This window comes from Pseudoalteromonas sp. PB2-1 (assembly GCF_045040605.1).
Taxonomy (GTDB): Bacteria; Pseudomonadota; Gammaproteobacteria; order Enterobacterales; family Alteromonadaceae; genus Pseudoalteromonas; species Pseudoalteromonas arabiensis.
Genome location: NZ_CP090667.1, coordinates 1,354,419 through 1,375,840, shown reverse-complemented (window position 1 = coordinate 1,375,840; position 21,422 = coordinate 1,354,419). Strand labels below are relative to the sequence as shown.

Annotated in this window: 16 protein-coding genes, 10 tRNA genes and 1 pseudogene; 22 read left to right on the top strand and 5 right to left on the bottom strand. The window is 42.3% G+C overall.

Translation table 11 applies throughout. The features are described from left to right. Positions 1–2: 2 nt before the first annotated feature. Positions 3–1,259 (bottom strand): glutamyl-tRNA reductase, encoded by a 1,257-nt coding sequence (gene hemA / locus L0Z67_RS06350; RefSeq protein WP_062570667.1) that lies wholly within the window; start codon positions 1,257–1,259, stop codon positions 3–5. A gap of 83 nt (positions 1,260–1,342) precedes the next feature. Here hemA and lolB point away from each other — a divergent pair, with 83 nt between their 5' ends. The 16 genes and pseudogenes from lolB to L0Z67_RS06270 all read left to right on the top strand — a co-directional run bounded on the left by lolB (position 1,343) and on the right by L0Z67_RS06270 (position 8,147). Next, a complete protein-coding gene (gene lolB / locus L0Z67_RS06345; RefSeq protein ID WP_083515373.1) occupies positions 1,343–1,930 on the top strand; it encodes a lipoprotein insertase outer membrane protein LolB in 588 nt (195 codons plus the stop codon). A 2-nt stretch (positions 1,931–1,932) separates the two neighbouring features. After that, positions 1,933–2,800 (top strand): annotated as a pseudogene (ispE, locus tag L0Z67_RS06340) (4-(cytidine 5'-diphospho)-2-C-methyl-D-erythritol kinase). Positions 2,801–2,879: 79 nt separating this feature from the next. Then, positions 2,880–3,827 carry a ribose-phosphate pyrophosphokinase gene (locus tag L0Z67_RS06335; protein ID WP_062570664.1) on the top strand — a complete coding sequence of 316 codons (948 nt, stop codon included), beginning with the start codon at positions 2,880–2,882 and terminating at the stop codon, positions 3,825–3,827. 150 nt (positions 3,828–3,977) lie between these two features. Then, positions 3,978–4,586: a 50S ribosomal protein L25/general stress protein Ctc gene (locus tag L0Z67_RS06330; protein WP_062570663.1), complete on the top strand. Its 609-nt coding sequence runs from the start codon at positions 3,978–3,980 to the stop codon at positions 4,584–4,586. Positions 4,587–4,605: 19 nt separating this feature from the next. After that, a complete protein-coding gene (gene pth / locus L0Z67_RS06325) occupies positions 4,606–5,190 on the top strand; it encodes an aminoacyl-tRNA hydrolase (protein ID WP_062570662.1) in 585 nt (194 codons plus the stop codon). 34 nt (positions 5,191–5,224) lie between these two features. Next, positions 5,225–6,316 (top strand): redox-regulated ATPase YchF, encoded by a 1,092-nt coding sequence (ychF, locus tag L0Z67_RS06320; RefSeq protein WP_062570661.1) that lies wholly within the window; start codon positions 5,225–5,227, stop codon positions 6,314–6,316. A gap of 441 nt (positions 6,317–6,757) precedes the next feature. Continuing rightward, a tRNA-Met gene (locus tag L0Z67_RS06315) sits at positions 6,758–6,834 on the top strand. Positions 6,835–6,971: 137 nt separating this feature from the next. Beyond that, positions 6,972–7,056, top strand: a tRNA-Leu gene (locus tag L0Z67_RS06310). Positions 7,057–7,092: 36 nt separating this feature from the next. Beyond that, positions 7,093–7,167, top strand: a tRNA-Gln gene (locus tag L0Z67_RS06305). 4 nt (positions 7,168–7,171) lie between these two features. Continuing rightward, a tRNA-Met gene (locus L0Z67_RS06300) sits at positions 7,172–7,248 on the top strand. Between the two features lie 163 nt (positions 7,249–7,411). Further along, positions 7,412–7,496: transfer RNA gene (locus L0Z67_RS06295), tRNA-Leu, on the top strand. Between the two features lie 40 nt (positions 7,497–7,536). After that, positions 7,537–7,611: transfer RNA gene (locus L0Z67_RS06290), tRNA-Gln, on the top strand. Between the two features lie 71 nt (positions 7,612–7,682). Next, positions 7,683–7,767: transfer RNA gene (locus L0Z67_RS06285), tRNA-Leu, on the top strand. Between the two features lie 40 nt (positions 7,768–7,807). Beyond that, positions 7,808–7,882 (top strand) — tRNA-Gln (locus tag L0Z67_RS06280). Between the two features lie 67 nt (positions 7,883–7,949). Then, positions 7,950–8,034, top strand: a tRNA-Leu gene (locus L0Z67_RS06275). Positions 8,035–8,072: 38 nt separating this feature from the next. After that, positions 8,073–8,147, top strand: a tRNA-Gln gene (locus tag L0Z67_RS06270). Positions 8,148–8,350: 203 nt separating this feature from the next. On the opposite strand, the gene L0Z67_RS06265 is transcribed toward L0Z67_RS06270, so the two are convergent. After that, a complete protein-coding gene (locus tag L0Z67_RS06265) occupies positions 8,351–9,520 on the bottom strand; it encodes an FAD-dependent oxidoreductase (RefSeq protein WP_405128597.1) in 1,170 nt (389 codons plus the stop codon). Positions 9,521–9,778: 258 nt separating this feature from the next. Between L0Z67_RS06265 and miaB the strand changes: the two genes are divergently transcribed. Genes miaB through lnt form a run of 5 tightly spaced genes read left to right on the top strand, consistent with a single transcriptional unit; the run spans position 9,779 to position 15,213 of the window. Beyond that, positions 9,779–11,224, top strand: coding sequence for a tRNA (N6-isopentenyl adenosine(37)-C2)-methylthiotransferase MiaB (gene miaB, locus L0Z67_RS06260; protein WP_405128596.1), 1,446 nt, complete (start codon positions 9,779–9,781; stop codon positions 11,222–11,224). A gap of 49 nt (positions 11,225–11,273) precedes the next feature. After that, on the top strand, positions 11,274–12,326 hold the full coding sequence (locus L0Z67_RS06255; RefSeq protein ID WP_062570658.1) for a PhoH family protein: 1,053 nt from the start codon (positions 11,274–11,276) through the stop codon (positions 12,324–12,326). Then, positions 12,323–12,778 carry an rRNA maturation RNase YbeY gene (gene ybeY, locus L0Z67_RS06250; RefSeq protein ID WP_405128595.1) on the top strand — a complete coding sequence of 152 codons (456 nt, stop codon included), beginning with the start codon at positions 12,323–12,325 and terminating at the stop codon, positions 12,776–12,778. Before L0Z67_RS06255 ends, ybeY begins: the two co-directional genes overlap by 4 nt. A gap of 22 nt (positions 12,779–12,800) precedes the next feature. Further along, entirely contained in the window at positions 12,801–13,685 is an 885-nt protein-coding gene (gene corC / locus L0Z67_RS06245) for a CNNM family magnesium/cobalt transport protein CorC (protein ID WP_062570656.1), read from the top strand. Then, on the top strand, positions 13,666–15,213 hold the full coding sequence (gene lnt / locus L0Z67_RS06240) for an apolipoprotein N-acyltransferase (RefSeq protein WP_209438193.1): 1,548 nt from the start codon (positions 13,666–13,668) through the stop codon (positions 15,211–15,213). Before corC ends, lnt begins: the two co-directional genes overlap by 20 nt. A 40-nt stretch (positions 15,214–15,253) precedes the next feature. On the opposite strand, the gene L0Z67_RS06235 is transcribed toward lnt, so the two are convergent. The 3 genes from L0Z67_RS06235 to L0Z67_RS06225 form a co-directional block, all read right to left on the bottom strand. Further along, on the bottom strand, positions 15,254–15,730 hold the full coding sequence (locus L0Z67_RS06235) for an FKBP-type peptidyl-prolyl cis-trans isomerase (RefSeq protein ID WP_237115086.1): 477 nt from the start codon (positions 15,728–15,730) through the stop codon (positions 15,254–15,256). After that, on the bottom strand, positions 15,727–18,129 hold the full coding sequence (locus L0Z67_RS06230; RefSeq protein WP_062570653.1) for a Lon protease family protein: 2,403 nt from the start codon (positions 18,127–18,129) through the stop codon (positions 15,727–15,729). Before L0Z67_RS06230 ends, L0Z67_RS06235 begins: the two co-directional genes overlap by 4 nt. A 69-nt stretch (positions 18,130–18,198) precedes the next feature. Next, a complete protein-coding gene (locus tag L0Z67_RS06225; RefSeq protein WP_062570652.1) occupies positions 18,199–18,657 on the bottom strand; it encodes a zinc ribbon-containing protein in 459 nt (152 codons plus the stop codon). 176 nt (positions 18,658–18,833) lie between these two features. Between L0Z67_RS06225 and leuS the strand changes: the two genes are divergently transcribed. Next, complete coding sequence (leuS, locus tag L0Z67_RS06220; protein ID WP_405128594.1) at positions 18,834–21,422, top strand: leucine--tRNA ligase; 2,589 nt, start codon at positions 18,834–18,836, stop codon at positions 21,420–21,422.

Here is a 21,422-nt window from a genome sequence, read left to right as displayed (position 1 = left end):
GACTATTCCTGATCAATACCTAACATTTTCTTTAATTGACTTAACTCAGCAGCTTCGCCATTTTTTGCTGCATCTTGAATGGCACGGGTAGGTGCGTGCATCAAGCGGTTGGTCAGTTTATTTGCCAACTCGAGTATCACTTTTTCTGCCTCTTTACCTGTTTGCAACTGGCTAAGCGCCTTTTCAACAAGTTCAGATTTTATATCTTGGACGTCATTACGATAATGACGAATTAAATCCACTGAATCCAGTGAACGCAGCCACATAACGAACTCATTCGTACGTGCACTGATAATGTCTTGTGCCTGTTCGGCAGCTTGCTCACGAGCCGCGATATTCTCGCTTACTATGGCTTGTAAGTCATCAACTGAATATAAATAAGCGGCATCAAGCTCACCTACTTGGCTTTCAATGTCACGTGGAACCGCAATATCAATAAATAGCATAGGTTTGTGGCGGCGCATTTTTAGGGCTTGCTCCACGACACCCTTACCAATAATTGGTAACGTGCTGGCGGTGGAACTTATAACAATATCTGCATCATGTAACCGCTCCGGTAGCTGAGCCAACGCGATCACATCTGCATTAACTTCGCTCGCTAAGCTCTTCGCTCGTTCAATGGTGCGGTTCGCTACGGTTATTTTTTGCGGGTCATTTTGATATAAATGCTTTGCAACAAGCTCTATAGTTTCACCCGCACCAATAAGCAGTACATTGGTTTTATCGAGTTTGCCGTAAATATGTTTGGCTAGATTAACAGCGGCATAGGCAACCGAAACTGCACTGGCACCAATGTCCGTTTCAGTTCGAACTTGTTTCGCTACCGAAAAGGTTTTTTGGAACAAACGATCGAAGGTTACGCCAATAGCATCGTGTGTTTTCGCGTTATGGTAAGCTTGTTTAATTTGCCCCAGAATTTGCGGCTCACCGAGCACCAAAGAATCAAGACCACACGACACTCGCATTAAATGGTTAATCGCTTTATCACCTTCGTAGTAATAAGTATTATTGCTCAGTTCATGTTCATCCAAACCATGAAAACCTGCTAACCAACGTAACAAGGTTTGGGAATTACGCTCAGCAAGGCTACAATAGATTTCGGTTCTGTTGCAGGTCGAAACAATAACCGCTTCATTAAAATGCGCATGACCGCTTAATTGCTGTAACGCCTCAGCCATTTGCTCAGGTGAAAACGCGACTTTTTCACGTAATTCTACGGATGCGGTTTTGTGATTTATACCAAGTGCTACGATGGTCATATGTACCAAATATTGCTAAGCCCAGCTGTAAAGGCGTTAATTTTACCAAAAATCAGCGGAATATGGAAAGTAAGGAACGTCATTTGATTAAACAATATTTGATTTTATTCATGTTTTTTTTATTTATCAGCGGTTGTGCGCAAAAAATGTCAACCGTTGATTACATTTATCCTGACTGGAAAAGCCGTTTAGAACAACAAGCTCAGTGGCAAGTACAGGGAAAAATGGCATTTATTAGCACAGAGCAGCGCCAATCTGCTAATTTAAACTGGCAACATGATGAGCTATACAGTGACATGGTACTCACCAGTTTTATTGGCACTCGTATTTTGTCTTTAAAACAAAATGCCCAAGGGGCCGAACTTGAATATGACGGTGATGTTTATACCGATCGCGATGCGGCTATGTTGTTATACCGTTTAACTGGCTTTTCGATTCCATTAGATAACGCCGCAAAGTGGCTAAAAGGCACTGTCGAAAACGACCAAGCCAGTTATGATGAGCAAGGCCGATTAAAAAATCTGATTTGGCAAGCACACAATGGCCAACAGTGGCAAATAACCTATTCAGATTACATTAAACAAGATGGCTATTGGCTTCCTGTTAAGCTAAGCCTCAAAAACCAAAAAATCCGTATAAAAATTCAACTTAATGATTGGCAGTTAAATTAATCATGACGCAAGTATCAACCGCCCCGCTAACGTTAATAGCGCCTGCAAAACTTAATTTATTTCTTCATATAAATGCGCGCCGTGATGACGGCTACCATGAGTTAGAAACCTTATTTACCTTTTTAGAGTTTGGTGATGACTTAACATTTACTGTTAACAACGAGCCAAACATTACAGTAACCGGTGATACAGACGGTATTGAGCTTGCAGATAACCTTATATATAAAGCAGCCCGTTTATTACAACAACACTGTGATTGCCAACAAGGCGCTATAATAAAGCTATTAAAACGTTTGCCAATGGGCGGCGGTGTTGGGGGTGGCTCTTCCGATGCCGCAACAACTTTGCTCGCGCTTAATAAATTATGGAACTGTCATTTATCTTTACACGAGTTAGCAAATTTAGGCGTGACCTTAGGCGCTGATGTCCCTGTGTTTATTAATGGCCACACCGCCATTGCGCACGGCATTGGTGAGCAACTTCATAACGTCGAGTTACCAAAGCGTTGGTATTGTGTGATCCACCCTGGGGAGCATGTAAGCACCGCAAAAATTTTTACTCACCCCGATTTAAAACGCGATACACCGAAACTAAAAGCAGACTGGCAAACAGAAAATTTACGCAATGATTGTGAGCCTTTAGTTAAAAAGCTCTGCCCCGAGGTTGAAAAAAGCCCTGCAGTGGTTGCTAAAATACGCCCCGTCAAAGATGACTGGTACAGGCGCTTGCTGCTTTGCTGAGTTTTCAACCGAGGCACAAGCACAGCAAGTTTTAGCCGAATTACCAGAAAAATGGACGGGTTTTGTTGCAAGTAGTGCTACAATTTCTCCTGCTCATACAGCTTTAAATGCTCACTTTGAAATGAAGTAACGTACAAGTAAATGTTAACCTGCTTTGGTGCCTACCATAGCCTGTTAGTCCCAAAATTCAGTGCCTGAGGAACCCTACCGTGCCTGACATGAAGCTCTTCGCTGGTAACGCAACACCTGAGCTAGCTCAAAAAGTTGCAAAACGTTTGTATATTGAATTAGGCGATGCTGTTGTTGGCCGTTTTAGTGACGGTGAGATCAGTGTTCAAATTAATGAAAATGTTCGTGGTTCTGACGTTTTCATTGTTCAATCAACCTGTAACCCCACTAACGATAACCTGATGGAACTTATCGTTATGGTTGATGCCCTACGTCGTGCGTCTGCTGGACGTATTACCGCAGTTATTCCTTATTTTGGTTATTCGCGTCAGGACCGCCGTGTGCGCTCTGCTCGTGTACCAATCACAGCTAAAGTAGTTGCAGATTTCTTATCAAGTGTTGGTGTTGACCGCGTATTAACTGTTGACCTACACGCAGAACAAATCCAAGGTTTCTTCGACGTACCGGTTGATAACGTGTTCGGTAGCCCTGTGCTATTAGAAGACATGAAAGAGCGCGACTTCGAAGACGTCGTGGTTGTTTCTCCTGATATCGGTGGTGTTGTTCGTGCTCGTGCAATCGCGAAGCTATTAAATGACACTGACCTTGCTATCATCGATAAGCGTCGCCCACAAGCAAACGTATCACAAGTAATGCATATTATTGGTGACGTTGAAGGTCGTGACTGCATCATCGTTGATGACATGATTGATACAGGCGGTACATTATGTAAAGCAGCAGCTGCGCTTAAAGAGCATGGTGCAAAACGTGTTTTTGCTTATGCAACCCACCCAGTTCTTTCAGGTAATGCAGCACAGAACATTCGTGAATCAGTTATTGACGAAGTGATTGTTACTGACTCAATACCACTTACTGACGAGCTTAAAGCACTTGATAATATCAAAGTACTTACGCTTGCAGATATGCTTGCTGAAACAATTCGTCGTATCAGCAACGAAGAATCAATCTCTGCGATGTTTGAGCATTAATCAACAGCACATGATATTGAAAAAAGCACCATTTGGTGCTTTTTTTGTAGCCGTTATTTATTTTCCCTAAAAGGGGTGGTATGATAGCGCGCCTTTTGGCTAGGGACCTTGGTCGCAAAGGCCCTACGACTATTAATTATTGGAGACATTATGTCAACTTATACATACAATGCAGAATTACGTACAGAAACAGGTACTGGTGCGAGCCGCCGCCTACGCCGTGAAGATAAAGTTCCTGCAATCCTTTACGGTGCTGACAAAGAAGCTGCATCTATCGTTCTTGCACACAAAGATATGATCAAAGCGCAAGAAGACGAAGGTTTCTACACGCACATCCTTACTTTAAACATCGGTGGCGAGTCAGTTGAAGCTATCCTTAAAGATATTCAACGTCACCCGTTCAAGCCTAAGATCACTCACTTAGACTTCCAACGTGTAGATGCTTCTCACAAACTTCACACTAAAGTGCCAGTACACTTCATCGGTGAAGAGAAAGTAACTAAAGCAGGTAACACTGTTGTTCACCAATTAACTGAAATCGAAATCACGTGTCTTCCTAAGTCACTTCCTGAGTTCGTTGAAGTTAACGTTGCAGACTTAGTAGCTGGTGATTCAATCCACCTTTCTGACCTTAAACTTCCTTCAGGTGTTTCATCTGTTGAGCTTGCTAAAGGTGCAGATCACGATCAGTCAGTTGTTACTGTTAAAGCTAACAAAGCTGCTCCTGCTGAAGAAGCTTCAGAAGACGCTGCAGAATAATTTTTAAGGTGTACACACCTTGAATTCTATTCAAATGCTTGTGGGCCTGGCTAATCCAGGCCCCGAATACGCAAACACACGCCATAATGCAGGTGCTTGGTTCATCGAAGAACTCGCTGCACGTTACAACTGCACTCTCAAACATGATCCTAAATATCACGGCCTCACTGGCAAAGTGATTATTCAAGGCCAAGAATTTAAACTACTGATCCCTACAACTTATATGAATTTAAGTGGTAAGTCGGTGAGTAGTCTCGCTAATTTCTTTAAAATTCCTGTTGAAAACATTCTCGTTGCTCACGACGAAATGGACTTAGAACCAGGCATTGCTAAACTAAAAAAAGGTGGCGGCCACGGTGGTCACAATGGTTTAAAAGACATTATTGCGAAAATGGCAAACCAAAAAGATTTTATGCGCCTTCGTATTGGCATTGGACACCCTGGTCACCGAGAAATGGTAACAGGTTGGGTGCTAGGCAAAGCTGCGAAAGACGATCAAGAAAAAATGGATGCCGCAATCGACGAAGCAGTTCGTTGCATGGAAATTCTTGCAAAAGATGGTGTGTTAAAAGCACAAAACAGACTACATTCATTTAAACCTTAATCCGTTTTAATGAAATTACACAAGGTATCTTACTATGGGTTTTAAATGTGGCATCGTTGGCTTGCCAAACGTTGGTAAATCAACATTATTTAATGCACTAACTAAAGCGGGAATCGAAGCCGCTAACTTCCCTTTCTGTACTATTGAACCAAATACGGGTGTGGTGCCAGTTCCTGATGCGCGCTTAAATGCGCTTGCTGAAATCGTCAATCCACAACGCATTTTACCAACAACGATGGAGTTCGTTGATATTGCAGGCCTTGTAAAAGGCGCTTCAAAAGGTGAAGGTCTAGGTAATCAGTTCCTTGCGAATATTCGTGAAACAGATGCAATTGGTCATGTTGTTCGTTGTTTTGAAGACGAAAATATCGTCCATGTTGCTGGTACTATCGATCCAGCTGACGATATTGATGTTATTAACACCGAATTAGTACTTGCAGATATGGATAGCGCAGATAAAGCGCTTGTTCGTAATGCCAAGAAAGCAAAAGGCGGCGATAAAGACGCGAAAGAGCAAAACGCTGTACTTGAGAAAGTAAAAGCGCATCTGGATGAAGGTTTAACATTACGTTCTTTAGAACTCACTAAAGAAGAAAAAGCGGCAATTAAAACGCTTAACTTTTTAACAATCAAACCAACGATGTACATTGCGAATGTAGCAGAAGATGGTTTTGAAAATAACCCTTACCTAGATAAAGTACGTGAAATTGCCGCAGCTGAAGACGCGGTTGTTATTCCTGTTTGTGCTGCTATCGAATCTGAGTTATCTGAACTAGAAGAAGAAGATAAATTAGAATTTATGGCTGACCTAGGTTTAGAAGAGCCAGGCCTTAACTTAGTGATCCGTGGTGGTTACGAGCTACTTAAATTACAGACTTACTTTACAGCAGGTGTAAAAGAAGTACGCGCATGGACCATTCCAGTAGGTGCGACGGCACCACAAGCTGCTGGTAAAATCCACACAGACTTTGAACGTGGCTTTATCCGTGCTCAAACAATCGCTTTTGACGATTACATTGAGTTCAAAGGCGAAAGCGGTGCAAAAGAAGCAGGTAAAATGCGTCAAGAAGGTAAAGAGTATATCGTTAAAGACGGTGATGTCATGAACTTCTTATTTAACGTATAAGTTCTTAAGCAACTCTATTTAAAAGGCTCGTAATTACGAGCCTTTTTTATTTTCTGGGTTTACATCACGATACGCATGCAATTTTTAGTACTGCAATAGCGCCATTTTATCTCCCTACTCTTCTACTCTGTATAGCTGTAAATGCATTTATGAGTTAGAAAAACTACCAACAAAATAGTTTTTAAATTTATAAACTTAATTTTTGTATGAAAATCAAACAGATTAAAAATGAGCTTTTATTTACAATAATACGTAACAGACTTTTAGAGTTGTCTTTGACCGACAAAAAAACAGCAATTTAAGTAAAATTTAACCTGTTAGCTTAATTTTAATGCAAACAAACCCTGTTAAGTGTTTTTTTGCAAAAAAGGTGTTGACGGATTTAGGTCATATCAGCATAATACGCCCCGCACTCAGCGATGAAGTGTTAACAAAAAAGATGGCTAAGTAGCTCAGTTGGTTAGAGCACATCACTCATAATGATGGGGTCACAGGTTCAAATCCCGTCTTAGCCACCATTCTTTTTGTTGCTCAATGAAGAGTTAAAAATAACTACCAGTACTTTAAGTACGAATAATGCGACAGTAGTGGAATTGGCCGATGTCTTGATTAAGACGCTGGATTTTGGTTCCCTTACTGCAAACGCAAAAGGTATGCGGGAGTGGCGGAATTGGTAGACGCGCTGGATTTAGGTTCCAGTAACTTCGGTTGTGAGAGTTCAAGTCTCTCCTTCCGCACCATGTTCTTGATATGAACTAAAACTATCAAGCTTTTGTTGGGATATCGCCAAGCGGTAAGGCAGCAGGTTTTGATCCTGCCATTCCCAGGTTCAAATCCTGGTATCCCAGCCACAATGGCTAAGTAGCTCAGTTGGTTAGAGCACATCACTCATAATGATGGGGTCACAGGTTCAAATCCCGTCTTAGCCACCATTCTTTCTTTAGAATGGCTCTGCAGGAGTTAAACTGCACTCAATGAAGAGTTTAAAATAACTACCAGTACTTTATGTACGAATAATGCGGGTGTGGTGGAATTGGCCGATGTCTTGATTAAGACGCTGGATTTAGGTTCCTTTACTACGAACGCGAAAGATGTGCGGGAGTGGCGGAATTGGTAGACGCGCTGGATTTAGGTTCCAGTAACTTCGGTTGTGAGAGTTCAAGTCTCTCCTTCCGCACCATGTTCTCGATAAGAACCAAAATTATCAACTTATTCTTTGTTGGGATATCGCCAAGCGGTAAGGCAGCAGGTTTTGATCCTGCCATTCCCAGGTTCAAATCCTGGTATCCCAGCCACTTTCTCAAAGTGACAAAGAATACTCAATGAAGAGTCTAAAATAACTACCAGTACTTTATGTACGAATGATGCGGGAGTGGCGGAATTGGTAGACGCGCTGGATTTAGGTTCCAGTAACTTCGGTTGTGAGAGTTCAAGTCTCTCCTTCCGCACCATGTTCTTGATAAGAACCAAAACTATCAACTTATTCTTTGTTGGGATATCGCCAAGCGGTAAGGCAGCAGGTTTTGATCCTGCCATTCCCAGGTTCAAATCCTGGTATCCCAGCCACTTTCTCTACCAAGAGAGTGTTGAAGAATATCTCTAGCTAAGAGTTAAAAATAGCAAATCCTATGATGCGGGAGTGGCGGAATTGGTAGACGCGCTGGATTTAGGTTCCAGTAACTTCGGTTGTGAGAGTTCAAGTCTCTCCTTCCGCACCATGTTCTTAAGTAGAACTAAAACTCTTCAAGTTTAGCGTTGGGATATCGCCAAGCGGTAAGGCAGCAGGTTTTGATCCTGCCATTCCCAGGTTCAAATCCTGGTATCCCAGCCAACTACTTCCCTTTCTAATTTCTAATTTCTAATTTCTAATTTCTAATTTCTAATTTCTAATTTCTAATTTCTAATTTCTAATTTCTAATTTCTAATTTCTAATTTCTAATTTCTAATTTCTCCAAAATTTAATTCATTTTTATTTAGCACAAAAAAAACGGGCTAATTTTCATTAACCCGTGTTTAGTCTCTATCACTATGTGGTTAACTTAATGTCCCGCTGATCGCATACTTTAAAACCCAGTTCTTTGCAGGTCCTGTGTTATTAGCAAGCTTTAAGAACTTACTGCGCACCCAACTCAGTGGTTTTATCTCGTTTGAAAAACCAAAGTAACAGACATCCATCATACTCATCATTAGCAAATTAGCATGACGGCGTTTTTTCTCGTAGCGTTTGAGTAACGCTTGCTGACCAACATCAGGTTGATCTGCCAAAATATCTGCCAGTGCTACAACATCTTGAAAGCCTAAGTTCACACCTTGTCCAGCGAGCGGGTTAATTGTGTGCGCCGAGTCACCGACTAAAACTAAACGGCCGTGCGAATAATCATTGGCATGTTGGCGTGCAAGTGGAAAAACAGCCTGCTCAAGCAACTCAAAGTCGCCCGGTAGTTCAGGGAAATGCGCAATGAGCGTTGCTTTAAGTTGCTCATTCGACAATTTTTGCCACTGCTTTAAAACCGCAGCATCGTGATAACAAATTAAATTAGCATAAGGCGCCTGCATCGGTAAAAACGCCACGGGTCCGGTTGGCGTAAATTGTTGCCACGTTTTTACTTGCTGCGGGGCATCTAATTTAATTAACACACCCATGCAGTGCTGAGCATATTGCCAACCCGTTACACCCAAGCCAGCTTTAGTTCGCAATTGTGACTGTCCACCATCTGCTGCAACAACTAAATCGGCAGTATATTGAGTATCGCCATACTGTAAGGTGATTGAATCAGCCGTGTGAGTAATATTCGTAATGGCTGATAATTGCTCTATCACTTCGATGTCGTACTTGGCGAATTGCTGCCAAAGACTGGCTTGAATTAAATTATTTTCGATTAAATGACCTAAATGCGTTTCGCCAATCTCATGGCAATCAAACAATAAATTTTCGCCTTGTTGCTGGTAGGCCTCTAGTTGTTGATAAGGCGCAATGCGATTTTGTCTTAGTAACGGCATGGCACCAAGGTCATCGAGTAAATTCTCTGAAAAGCGATTAATAGCCGAAATGCGAATATCAACCCTATCTGAGCTAAGAATATGATCAGCATCGATAAGGTGCTTTTCAATAACTGTGACATCCCTCCCCTGTTTAGCCAGTTTTATCGCTATAGCAGCACCGACCATGCCACCACCGACAACAATTACCTTATTTTTATTCATTTAATATTCGCTCATTTGGCTATTTAAATACGCAGCAAATTGTAACGTAATTCAATAATCAGTGTCAGTGCATTTACTGCTTAAGAATTTCAAAACAGTGACTTGTTTGATTTCACACCACAAAGATAAAAACTATACTTGGATCTGTGCGGGTATCCAGCTAAAATACGCGTCCTTTAAGTCGGCATACTTGCCACTTAATCCTGTTTCTAACACATTTTTGTGTCACTACCGAATTGAAAACGAGGCTATATTTCAATGAGTAAAAAGCTGCATATTAAAACCTGGGGTTGTCAGATGAACGAGTACGACTCTCAGAAGATGGCTGATCTACTAGATGCGACTAACGGCTATCAGTTAACTGAAGAAGCTGAAGATGCTGACGTGATCTTACTCAATACCTGTTCAATCCGTGAAAAAGCACAAGAAAAAGTATTCCATCAGCTTGGCCGTTGGAAACTATTAAAAGATGATAAGCCTGAATTAATCATTGGTGTTGGTGGCTGTGTTGCATCGCAAGAGGGTGATTCAATTCGTCAACGTGCGCCGTTTGTTGATGTAATATTTGGCCCGCAAACATTACACCGCTTACCAGAAATGATTAAGCAAGTACAAAGTGGCGACAGCAGCTCGGTAGTTGATGTTTCATTCCCTGAGATTGAGAAGTTTGACCGCCTACCTGAACCAAAAGCGGAAGGCCCTACTGCGTTTGTATCTATTATGGAAGGTTGTTCTAAATACTGTACATTCTGCGTAGTACCTTATACGCGAGGTGAAGAAGTAAGCCGTCCACTTGATGACGTATTACTTGAAGTTGCACAACTTGCAGAGCAAGGTGTTCGCGAAGTGAACCTACTTGGTCAAAACGTAAATGCCTATCGCGGTGAAACTCACGACGGTGAAATTTGTTACTTCTCTGATCTATTACGTTATGTGGCAGCGATTGACGGTATTGACCGTATTCGTTACACCACTTCACACCCTGTAGAATTTACGCCAGATATCATTGACGCCTATGCTGATGTACCTGAACTTGTTGATCACCTGCACTTACCAGTGCAAAGTGGTTCAGACCGTATTTTAAACCTTATGAAACGTGGCCATACTGCACTCGAGTACAAATCAACGATTCGTAAGTTACGTAAAATTCGCCCTAATCTAAGTATGTCATCAGATTTCATCATTGGTTTCCCAGGCGAAAGTAAAGCTGACTTTGAAGCAACCATGAACCTTATCAATGATATCGGTTTTGATATGAGCTTTAGCTTTATCTACAGTGCGCGCCCTGGTACGCCTGCTGCTGATTTACCAGATGATGTATCAGAGCAAGAGAAAAAAGAACGTTTATACCTGTTACAAAATCGTATTACGCAAATGGCGCAGCAAATCAGCCGCCAAATGTTTGATACCGAACAACGTATTTTAGTTGAAGGTCCTTCTAAGAAGAACCCAATGGAATTACGTGGCCGTACCGAAAACAACCGAGTTGTAAATTTTGAAGGCCCACACTCTGTGATCGGTCAATTCGTTGATGTACGTATTACTGAAGCATTGCCAAATTCTTTACGTGGTGAATTAATTCGTACAGAATCAGGGATGAACTTACGCCGTGACGTGGCGCCATCATCTATTTTAAGTAAGGCAGCCGAGGCTGAAGCTGCACAAGCCCCTAACGAAATTGGCGTTGCTACTTTCGTCCCGTAGGGGAAAATTTGGTGCAGGCATGGCCTGCACCCATCAATAGGAAGCTATTTTGAGTAATCAATTAAAAACTTTAGAGATTTATTTAGAACCCGCCGACAATAAACGCCTTTCATCTTTATGTGGTCCGTTTGACGAAAATATCAAACAAATTGAGCGCCGATTAGGTGTAGAAATTGCTCATCGCGATAATTTTTTCCGAGTCACTGGTAAGCTTCACTGTGCTGCAGCGAGTGTAGAAATCTTAAAAAACCTTTATGTTGATACTCAACCTGTACGTGGTCAAATTGGTGAGATAGAACCTGAAGCGGTTCATTTAGCAATTAGCGAATCAAATGCCCTCGAGCAAGATGAAAATCCAGGCGTTTATGGCAAAGACATGGTTATTAAAACTCGCCGTGGCGTAATTAAACCGCGAAACGACAACCAAGGCGTGTACATTGCAAATATTTTGCATCACGACATTACCTTTGGTATTGGCCCTGCTGGTACAGGTAAAACTTACCTCGCCGTTGCAGCCGCTGTTGATGCCCTTGAGCGCCAAGAAATTCGTCGCATTCTACTTACGCGCCCTGCCGTTGAAGCAGGTGAAAAACTCGGTTTCTTACCAGGTGATTTGAGTCAAAAAATCGACCCTTATTTGCGCCCTCTTTACGATGCATTATTTGAAATGCTTGGTTTTGAGCGCGTTGAAAAGCTCATTGAAAAGAACATCATAGAGGTTGCCCCACTTGCATATATGCGTGGTCGTACATTGAATGATGCCTTTATCATTCTAGATGAAAGCCAAAACACCACAGCAGAACAAATGAAAATGTTCTTAACCCGTATTGGTTTTAATTCGAAAGCGGTAATTACTGGTGATATCACCCAGGTCGATTTACCGCGCGGAGCGCGCTCAGGCTTACGCCATGCAATTGAGGTACTCAATGGTGTTGAAGCAATTAGTTTTAACTTCTTCCAATCTCATGATGTTGTGCGTCACCCTGTCGTAGCTCGTATTGTAGAAGCCTACGAGCGTAATGATGAAGCTGAGCGTTTAAAGCGAGCTGAAAAGCAACGTATTAAAGAATCACAAGCAAACCAACAAGAAGCAAACTCGTGACCGAATTAGACCTACAAATAGCCTGTGAGTTTGACAACTTACCCAGCTTTGAACAATTCCAGCTTTGGGCTGATAAAGCCCTTAGCAATTATCGTGAAGACGCTGAACTGACTATTGTGATAAGTGATGAGGCGCAAAGTCAACAGCTTAATAATGACTACCGTGGTAAAGACAAGCCGACTAATGTCTTATCGTTTCCGTTTGAAGCACCACCTGGCATTGAGTTACCTTTAGTCGGTGACTTAATCATTTGTCCGGCGATTGTTTTAGCCGAGTCAATTGAACAAGAAAAGGTCTTTCACGACCATTTTGCCCATATGGTGATTCATGGATGCTTGCATTTACTTGGATTTGACCATATAAAGGACGAAGATGCACTTGAAATGGAAAGCATAGAAAAGCAGTTACTTGCCGATCTGAACATCGCTGACCCATATCGAGACGATATTTAAATTAACGGAGCAATTAGACGCAATGAGCGACGACAACTCGCAAACTAGCCAGGGTTCTTCTGGCAAAACTTGGTTGGGCCGTATAGCCCAAATGTTGCAAGGGGAACCCCAGAATAGAGAAGAGCTGGTAGAAGTAATTGCCGATGCGCAAGAACGCGACCTTATCGACCCTGAAACAAAGGATATGATTGAAGGGGTACTGGGTGTATCAGAGCTAAAAGTGCGCGATATAATGATACCGCGCTCACAAATGGTCACCCTAGAAGTCGATACACCTCTAGAACAGCTATTACCTATGATGGTCGATTCTACGCACTCACGCTTTCCTGTCGTATGCGAAGATAAAGACCATGTTGAAGGTATTTTATTAGCTAAAGACCTATTACCATTGATCATCAACAAAGATGAGCAACTACCTTCTTTACGTGATTATTTACGACCAGCCGTTGTGGTGCCAGAGAGTAAACGTGTTGACACGCTCCTTAACGAGTTTCGTCAACAGCGTTACCACATGGCCATTGTAATCGATGAATATGGCGGTGTATCTGGTCTTGTAACTATTGAAGATATTCTCGAAATCATCGTTGGTGAAATTGAAGATGAGCACGATGAAAGCGAAGACCAACAAGATATTCGTCAAGTTGCAAAGCATGTTTATGCCGTGCAAGCACTGACACCGGTCGACGACTTTAACGAATACTTTAAAACAGGTTACAGTACCTCAGATGCAGATACTATTGGTGGTACTGTACTGCATGCGTTTGGCCATATGCCAAGCCGTGGTGAAACCATTGATATTGATGGTTTACAGTTTAAAGTCACCAATGCGGACAATCGTCGCATCCTGCAATTGCAAGTAACTATTCCTAAGGCTGATGATAACGACAGTGAAGAAACTGCTAACTAACCTAAGCCTTCTTGCAAAAGATAAAAAAGCCTGGCTCGCACTTATTGCGGGCCTCTTTTTGACCCTTAGCTACGCCCCCTTTAATCTTTGGTATATTGCTTTTATATCACTCGGTGCCCTTCTCTACTGCATTAACCCCCTTGCAAGTGGTAAGACCGCAGCAAAGCAAAGTGCCAAATATGGCTTTATCTTTGGTTTGGGCTGGTTTGGTGCAGGTATTAGCTGGGTGCATGTTTCTATAGCGACTTTTGGCGGCATGCCACTGATTGCCTCTATTTCGCTTATGGTTTTACTGTGCGCATATTTAGCCCTGTATCCTGCATTAGCCGCTTGGCTCGCTACACGTCTTGCTAACGGCCCCTATAGCTTTATTTGTTGGTTACTTGCTACCGTTGCTATTACAGAATATTTACGCGGTACTTTGCTTACCGGTTTTCCTTGGCTGAGCTTTGGTTACACCCAAACAGACAGCCCGCTGAATTTTTTAGCACCCGTGATTGGTGAGTTTGGTATCACGCTTATTTGCGTATTCATTGCCTTTTCGCTTTATCGCTTGATAAACAAAGATATTAAACCGTTAATTATTTCTGTCGTAATACTTACAGGCTTATATTTTATCGCAAATAGCAGCCCTACAAAGTATCAAGATAAAACAATCAAAACAGTTCTCGTACAAGGTAATATTAAACAGCACTTACGCTTTGAGCCGTCAGAATTTTGGAATACCATGAGTAAATACCAAGACATGACCCGCCTGCATTGGAATGCTGATTTAATAGTTTGGCCTGAAGCCGCAGTCCCAGAGCTCGAAGCATTGGCCAGTGAGTATTTAACAGGTCTTGATAGCGCTGCCACATTTAACAATACGGCACTTATTACAGGTATCGTTGATTACCAATACGACACCCGTAACATTTTTAATACGCTAATTGTGCTTGGTAAAAAAGAGCTGGAAGATAGCGAAGGCCACTATCAGTATTTAGCTAAAAACCGCTATCAAAAGCATCAGTTATTGCCGATTGGTGAATTTGTGCCATTCCAAGAGTTACTGCGCCCAATCGCGCCATTGTTTGATTTGCCTATGTCATCTTTTACCCGCGGCGATGAAGTGCAAAACAATTTACGGGCAAATGGCTTAAATATTTTACCTGCAATCTGTTATGAGATTGCTTTTGCTAGTTTAGTTCGTGGCAATTACCGCAGTGAATCTGATATTTTATTCACGGTTAGTAACGATGCGTGGTTTGGTGACTCACATGGCCCGCATCAGCATATGCAAATAGCGCGTATGCGTTCCCTTGAATTACAGCGCCCGCTGATTCGAGTGACGAATAATGGTATTAGCGCTGTTTACGACCCCATCGCTAAATCACAATTAGCTATGCCGCAATTTAAAGCCGATGTACTCGAGGCAACAATTACGCTCATCAAAGGCGATAGTATTTATAGCCAATACGGCAATTTGCCAGTATGGGTTGTGGTGATATTACTCAGTGCTGCTGGCGTGATTGTAAGATTCAAAAAGTAACCATTAAAAAAGGCTTCATGATGAAGCCTTTTTTTGTGTTTTAAGATTCTATCTTTATCAACTCGACATCAAATATCAGTAATGAGCCAGCTGGAATACTACCAACGCGCTTACGCCCGTAAGCAAGCTGCGGCGGAATATAAAAGGTGAATTTATCCCCTTCGCTCATTAACTGTAACCCCTCAGTCCAACCGGCAATCACTTGGTTTAAACCAAAGCTAATTGGCGAGTTACGTACTACTGAACTATCAAATACGCTGCCATCCATAAGCGTGCCATGGTAATGCACTTTAACTTTGCTAGTCGCATTGGGTTTTTCGTCATTCCCTGCACTTTGCTCTATTTTGTATTGCAAACCTGAAGCTGTTTCGTGTACATCATCAGCTTGACTATTGGTTGCTAAAAAATCAGCAGCGAGTTTTTCATTTTCAAGGGCTTGCAGCTTAGCCTTTTTGCTATTTTTAAAAATTAAGAAACAAAAAATACCAATAATCAGTAAAAGTATTAAATTAATCATTCTGCGTCCTTCTCATCATCATTATCGCCATTAACGATATCTGCAATATTTGCCAGTCTTGCAAGTGCTAATGCATTGATAGAGCCATCAGGGTAGCCTTGCTCGGTCATTTCGCCAGCTTCTTTTTCCATTAATAGACTCAACGCTTGATCTACTGTTTCAACGGCATAAATATTAAAACGACCTTTTTCGACAGCGTCGAGCACTTCATTATCAAGCACTAAATTCACTTGGTTTGATTTAGGGATGATCACCCCTTGCTCGCCAGTTAAGCCTCGCATTTTACATAACTTAAAGAAGCCCTCTATTTTCTCGTTTACACCACCAATTGATTGCACGTCCCCGTGTTGGTTGATAGAGCCAGTTAATGCAATTGATTGGCTAATAGGTAGATTCGTTATTGCTGATATAAGCGCACACAACTCCGCCAGTGACGCGCTATCACCGTCGATATAGCCATAACTTTGTTCGATTGCGATATTAGCACTGAGCGTCAAACTAAATTGCTGAGCGTATTTATTACCTAAGTAACCGGTTAATAGCATCACCCCTTTGGAGTGAATTGCTTTACCCAGTTCTGCTTCGCGTTCAACGTCAATCACGCCATCAGCACCTGCATAAACAGTGGCTGTAATGCGTGCTGGTGTACCAAATGAAGTATCACCAATGTGCAGCACAGTTAAACCATTCACTTTACCCACAGCATGACCTTCAGTGGCAATTAAAATTTGCCCCTCTTTGATGTCACTTAGCATGGTCTCAGAGATTTGCCCTGTGCGGTATTGCTTGCCAACAATCGCCTCATCAATATGATGAGCATCTATTACAGTTTGGCCATCCTGCTTTGCATAGAAGCTTGCTTCTGCCACTAATTCTAGTACATCAGCAAAACGCGCAGAGAGCTTGTTATGATGCTCTGCTTGGCGGTAGCTAAACTTAAGCAAACGCGCCATAGCGGCTTCGTTTGTCGTGCAATGTAATGTTTGCTGACAGTATTCAGTCACCTTGGTAATGAACTGATATTGCAGTTTATCGCTACTTGGCAAGTAATAATCAAAGTCAGCCAGTACACGAAACAGCTCAGCAAACTCTTCGTCATACTCACCAATGGTGTAATAAAGGTCTCGTGAGCCTAAAAGCACTATTTTTACATCAAGAGGAATAAGCTGCGGGCGTAACGTAAAGCTACTTCCTACTGAGCTGTCTTGATAGGGCAAGTCGTTTTTGATTTGATGCGTTTTTAAAGACAGTTTAAGCCCATCCCATACTTGTGGGTTAGCCATGACTTTCTCGGCATCCATAATCAAATAGCCACCATTCGCACGGTGCAGTGCTCCTGGTTGGATTGAACGGTAACTGGTGATAAGCGAACCTTGTGAGGTTGCATACTCAATTTTGCCGAAAATATTGCCGAAGGTTGGATTCGGTTCATACACCACAGGGGCAGCATCACCTTCTTTGTACTCCACCAGAATGTTTGGCGCAAAGAAGTCAGTTAGCATGCCTTTACGGTCAAAGTCTTCTTTGTTTTCATCGTTGTCATCATCGTCAAGCCACTCAAGTACAGCATCGATGATTTCTTCGCGAATGTCTTTTAAGTAACGCAGAACACCAATATGTGTAGCATATTTATGCTCAAGTGCTTTAATCAAGGGTTTAGTAGCAAGCTCTGCCGTTGATTTTTTTAAGTTACGTAATTTTTCTGAGGATTCACGTTTCCAGCGTGGTAGCTCAATTAGCGCTTCTATTAACGCATCTTCAAGCTTTTCAATGACCTCATAAAACTCGTCTCGAAGTGGTTCATCAAGGGATGAAAATTCTGTATCACTGAGCTGTTTGCCATTAACTAAAGGCGCAAAACCAACAACGCCGTTTTCTTCAATCAACGCCACACTTTGCTCAAGGGCTGCAATTTCCACGGCAGTGATTGCGGCATCGTAAGTATCGGTAAATTCACGGTCGATTGATTTCTTCTTGCGCTGATAACCTGGATTGTCAAATGCAGCAGGAAAAGTATCAAGTACTTCATCAATAAATGAATCTATATCATCAGCTAATTGCTTGCTCTGCCCTGCTTGCATAAACATTGCTATTGGTTCGCGATGATCATCATAATTATTAACATACAGCCACTCATTAGGCGTTGGGCGCTCTTTAGAATGAGTTGTTAATTTGTCTTTAACGAGAGTAAAGCGGCCAAGTGCGGCTTCCCCCATCACATACACATTGTAACCAGGTAACTCCATACCTAATGAAAAATCAAGCGCACTTTGAGCTCGTTGTTGACCAATAAACGTGAGTGTTTCTGGATAAGGGTTTTTCATGCAAGTGGCTACATGATTGTCGGCAATTTCAGGTGCCAATGCGCTAACAGGTAGAGGGATCAGTTTTTTTGTCATTCTAACTTCTTATTTCCCAGCGTTAGCTGGGCATTATAGGTAACGCCCAGCCCAAGCCTGCGTCACTGATTAAGGTTGTAATGCCTTACGGCTAAAGTAAATACCACCACACTCAATACACGGGGTAATTTGCGTAGCGTGGTAAACATCGTAACTATGCTGGCAATTTTTACATACTAATGTGCCCATGGCTATCCATTCTCCCTGCTGATAGACGCCATTGTGTTTAAAATCTTGATTTAGTGCATGCCATTCAAGTTGTGTTTTGTCTTCGATATGCGATAACTCGTACCAAAGGGACTCTTTTAATTCCATCCAAGCTAAAGAATCATAGTGTTGATCATTTTCTTTGATGTGATCGATATCGCGCTTTAGATAGTCACGATATTGATGAAGCTTTTCTTGTCCTAAGTCTTTGAGTGCTTGCTCTGATTCAACAAACTTATCCATCGCATCTTTTAGCTCGTTGTCTTTAACATCCTTCAGCCATTCGCTTAAGTCTTTAAGCCATGATTTATAATCTGCCATCGTTTACTCCTTCAAAAATGATGAAAAATCAGTACTTACTATAGTCAAGTATAGGTTAACCTGCCCTGAAAGTGAGAATTTCATAAAAGCCCTTATTTGCCGCTGTGATTAGCGTGTATTTTGAGTTATCCTTATCGACAATTTTTTATTAATCTGCAAGAAGTCTGGAATCGTAGATGCAAGAGCAATATAACCCGCAAGACATAGAGTCAAAAGTACAAGCCTACTGGGAAGAAAACCAAGTATTCAAAGTCACTGAAGATGAGAGCAAAGAAAAGTATTACTGCCTATCTATGTTCCCATACCCAAGCGGCCGACTCCACATGGGTCACGTTCGTAACTACACCATTGGTGACGTAGTATCTCGCTTCCAACGCTTGCAAGGCAAAAACGTAATGCAACCTATGGGTTGGGATGCGTTTGGCCTACCCGCTGAAAATGCAGCAATCAAAAACAACACTGCACCTGCAAAGTGGACGTATGAAAACATCGATTACATGCGTGACCAATTAAAGCAATTGGGCTTTGGTTATGATTGGGATCGTGAAATCGCTACATGCCACCCAGAATACTACAAGTGGGAACAATGGTTCTTCACTAAGCTTTACGAAAAAGGCTTAGTATACAAAAAGATGTCAACAGTAAACTGGGATCCAGTTGACCAAACAGTACTTGCGAACGAACAAGTAATTGATGGTCGAGGTTGGCGTTCTGGTGCCATTGTTGAGCAAAAAGAAATTCCACAATGGTTCATCAAAATCACTGATTATGCACAAGAGCTATTAGACGATTTAGACAAACTTGATCACTGGCCTGAGCAAGTTAAAACCATGCAGCGTAACTGGATTGGTCGTTCTGAAGGTTTAGAAATCGAATTCAAGCGTGCTGATAACGACGATACATTCAGTGTTTATACAACGCGCCCTGATACCTTTATGGGTGTGACATATGTTGCTGTTGCAGCCGGTCACCCAATTGCACAAGAAGCAGCTAAAAACAGTGACGCTGTAGCAATGTTTGTTGATGAGTGTAAAAACACGAAAATCGCTGAAGCAGACATGGCTACCATGGACAAAAAAGGCATTGCAACGGGCTTTTATGCGATTCACCCATTAACGGGTAAGCAAGTACCTATTTGGGTTGCTAACTTTGTATTAATGGATTACGGCTCAGGCGCTGTAATGGCTGTTCCTGCACACGACCAACGTGACTTTGAATTCGCATCAGCTTATGGCCTTGAGATCAACCAAGTTATCGCACCAGCAGCTGGCTCTGAAGAAACAGTTGATTTAGACAACCAAGCATTTACTGAAAAAGGCGTGTTAGTTAACTCTGGTGAGTTTGATGGTCTTGAGTTTGAAGCGGCGTTTAATGCCGTTGCAGATAAACTAGAAGCGCTAGGTGTAGGTGAGCGTAAAGTTAACTTCCGTCTACGTGACTGGGGTGTTAGCCGTCAACGTTACTGGGGTTCTCCAATCCCAATGCTTAGCGACGAAAATGGTGATGAGCTTGCTGCAGCTGAAGACATGCTACCAGTTCGCTTACCTGAAGACGTGGTGATGAATGGTGTGACTTCACCAATCAAAGCTGACCCTGAGTGGGCTAAAACAACTGTAAATGGCGCGCCTGCATTCCACGAAACAGATACCTTCGATACCTTTATGGAATCATCATGGTACTACGCGCGTTACTGTAGCCCACGTTTTGACGAAGGCATGATTGAGCCTGGTGCTGCAAATTACTGGTTACCAGTAAACCAATACATCGGAGGTATTGAGCATGCGATCTTGCACTTACTTTACTCACGTTTCTTCCACAAGTTATTACGTGACTTTGGCTTAGTAAACTCAGATGAGCCATTTGAGCGCTTACTATGTCAAGGCATGGTATTAGCTGATACGTTCTATCGTAAAGATGAGAAAGGCGGTGATATCTGGATTTCACCAACAGACGTACAAACTGAAACAGACGACAAAGGTCGTGTTGTTAAAGCGTGGCACAAAGAAGATGGCGAGCCGGTATTCTCTGCAGGCATGAGCAAAATGTCGAAATCGAAAAATAACGGTATCGACCCGCAACAAGTTATTGCCCAGTACGGTGCAGATACAGTGCGTTTATTCATGATGTTCACTGCGCCACCAGAGCAAACCCTAGAATGGTCTGACTCAGGTGTTGAAGGTGCAATGCGTTTCTTAAAACGTATTTGGAAATACGCCGTTGATGTAGCAACGGTGGGCTATCAAGCACTTGATAAATCTGCATTAAATAGCGACCAAAAAGTACTTCGTCGTGAACTACATAAAGCCATTGCGAAAGTCACTGATGACGTTGAACGTCGTCAAACATTCAACACAGCTATCGCCGCAATCATGGAAATCTCGAACAAGTTGCTTAAAGCACCACTTGCTGATAAGCAAGATGTGGCAATTGCTAACGAAGCGCTTGAGGCATTGCTTATCATGCTTGCGCCTATCACGCCGCATATGTGTCACCAATTATGGCAAGACCTTGGCAAAGAAGGCGACATTTTAGACGCGGCATGGCCTACCGTTGATGAATCTGCACTTGTTGAAGATGAGAAACTCATCATTGTACAAGTGAACGGCAAACTACGTGCTAAGTTAACAGTGCCTGCCGATGCAACCAAAGAGCAAGTTGAAGCCCTAGCATTTGCTGAAGAGAACGTAACTAAGTTCACAGATGGCGTAACAGTTCGTAAGGTTATTTACGTACCTGGTAAGCTGCTTAACGTGGTTGCCAACTAA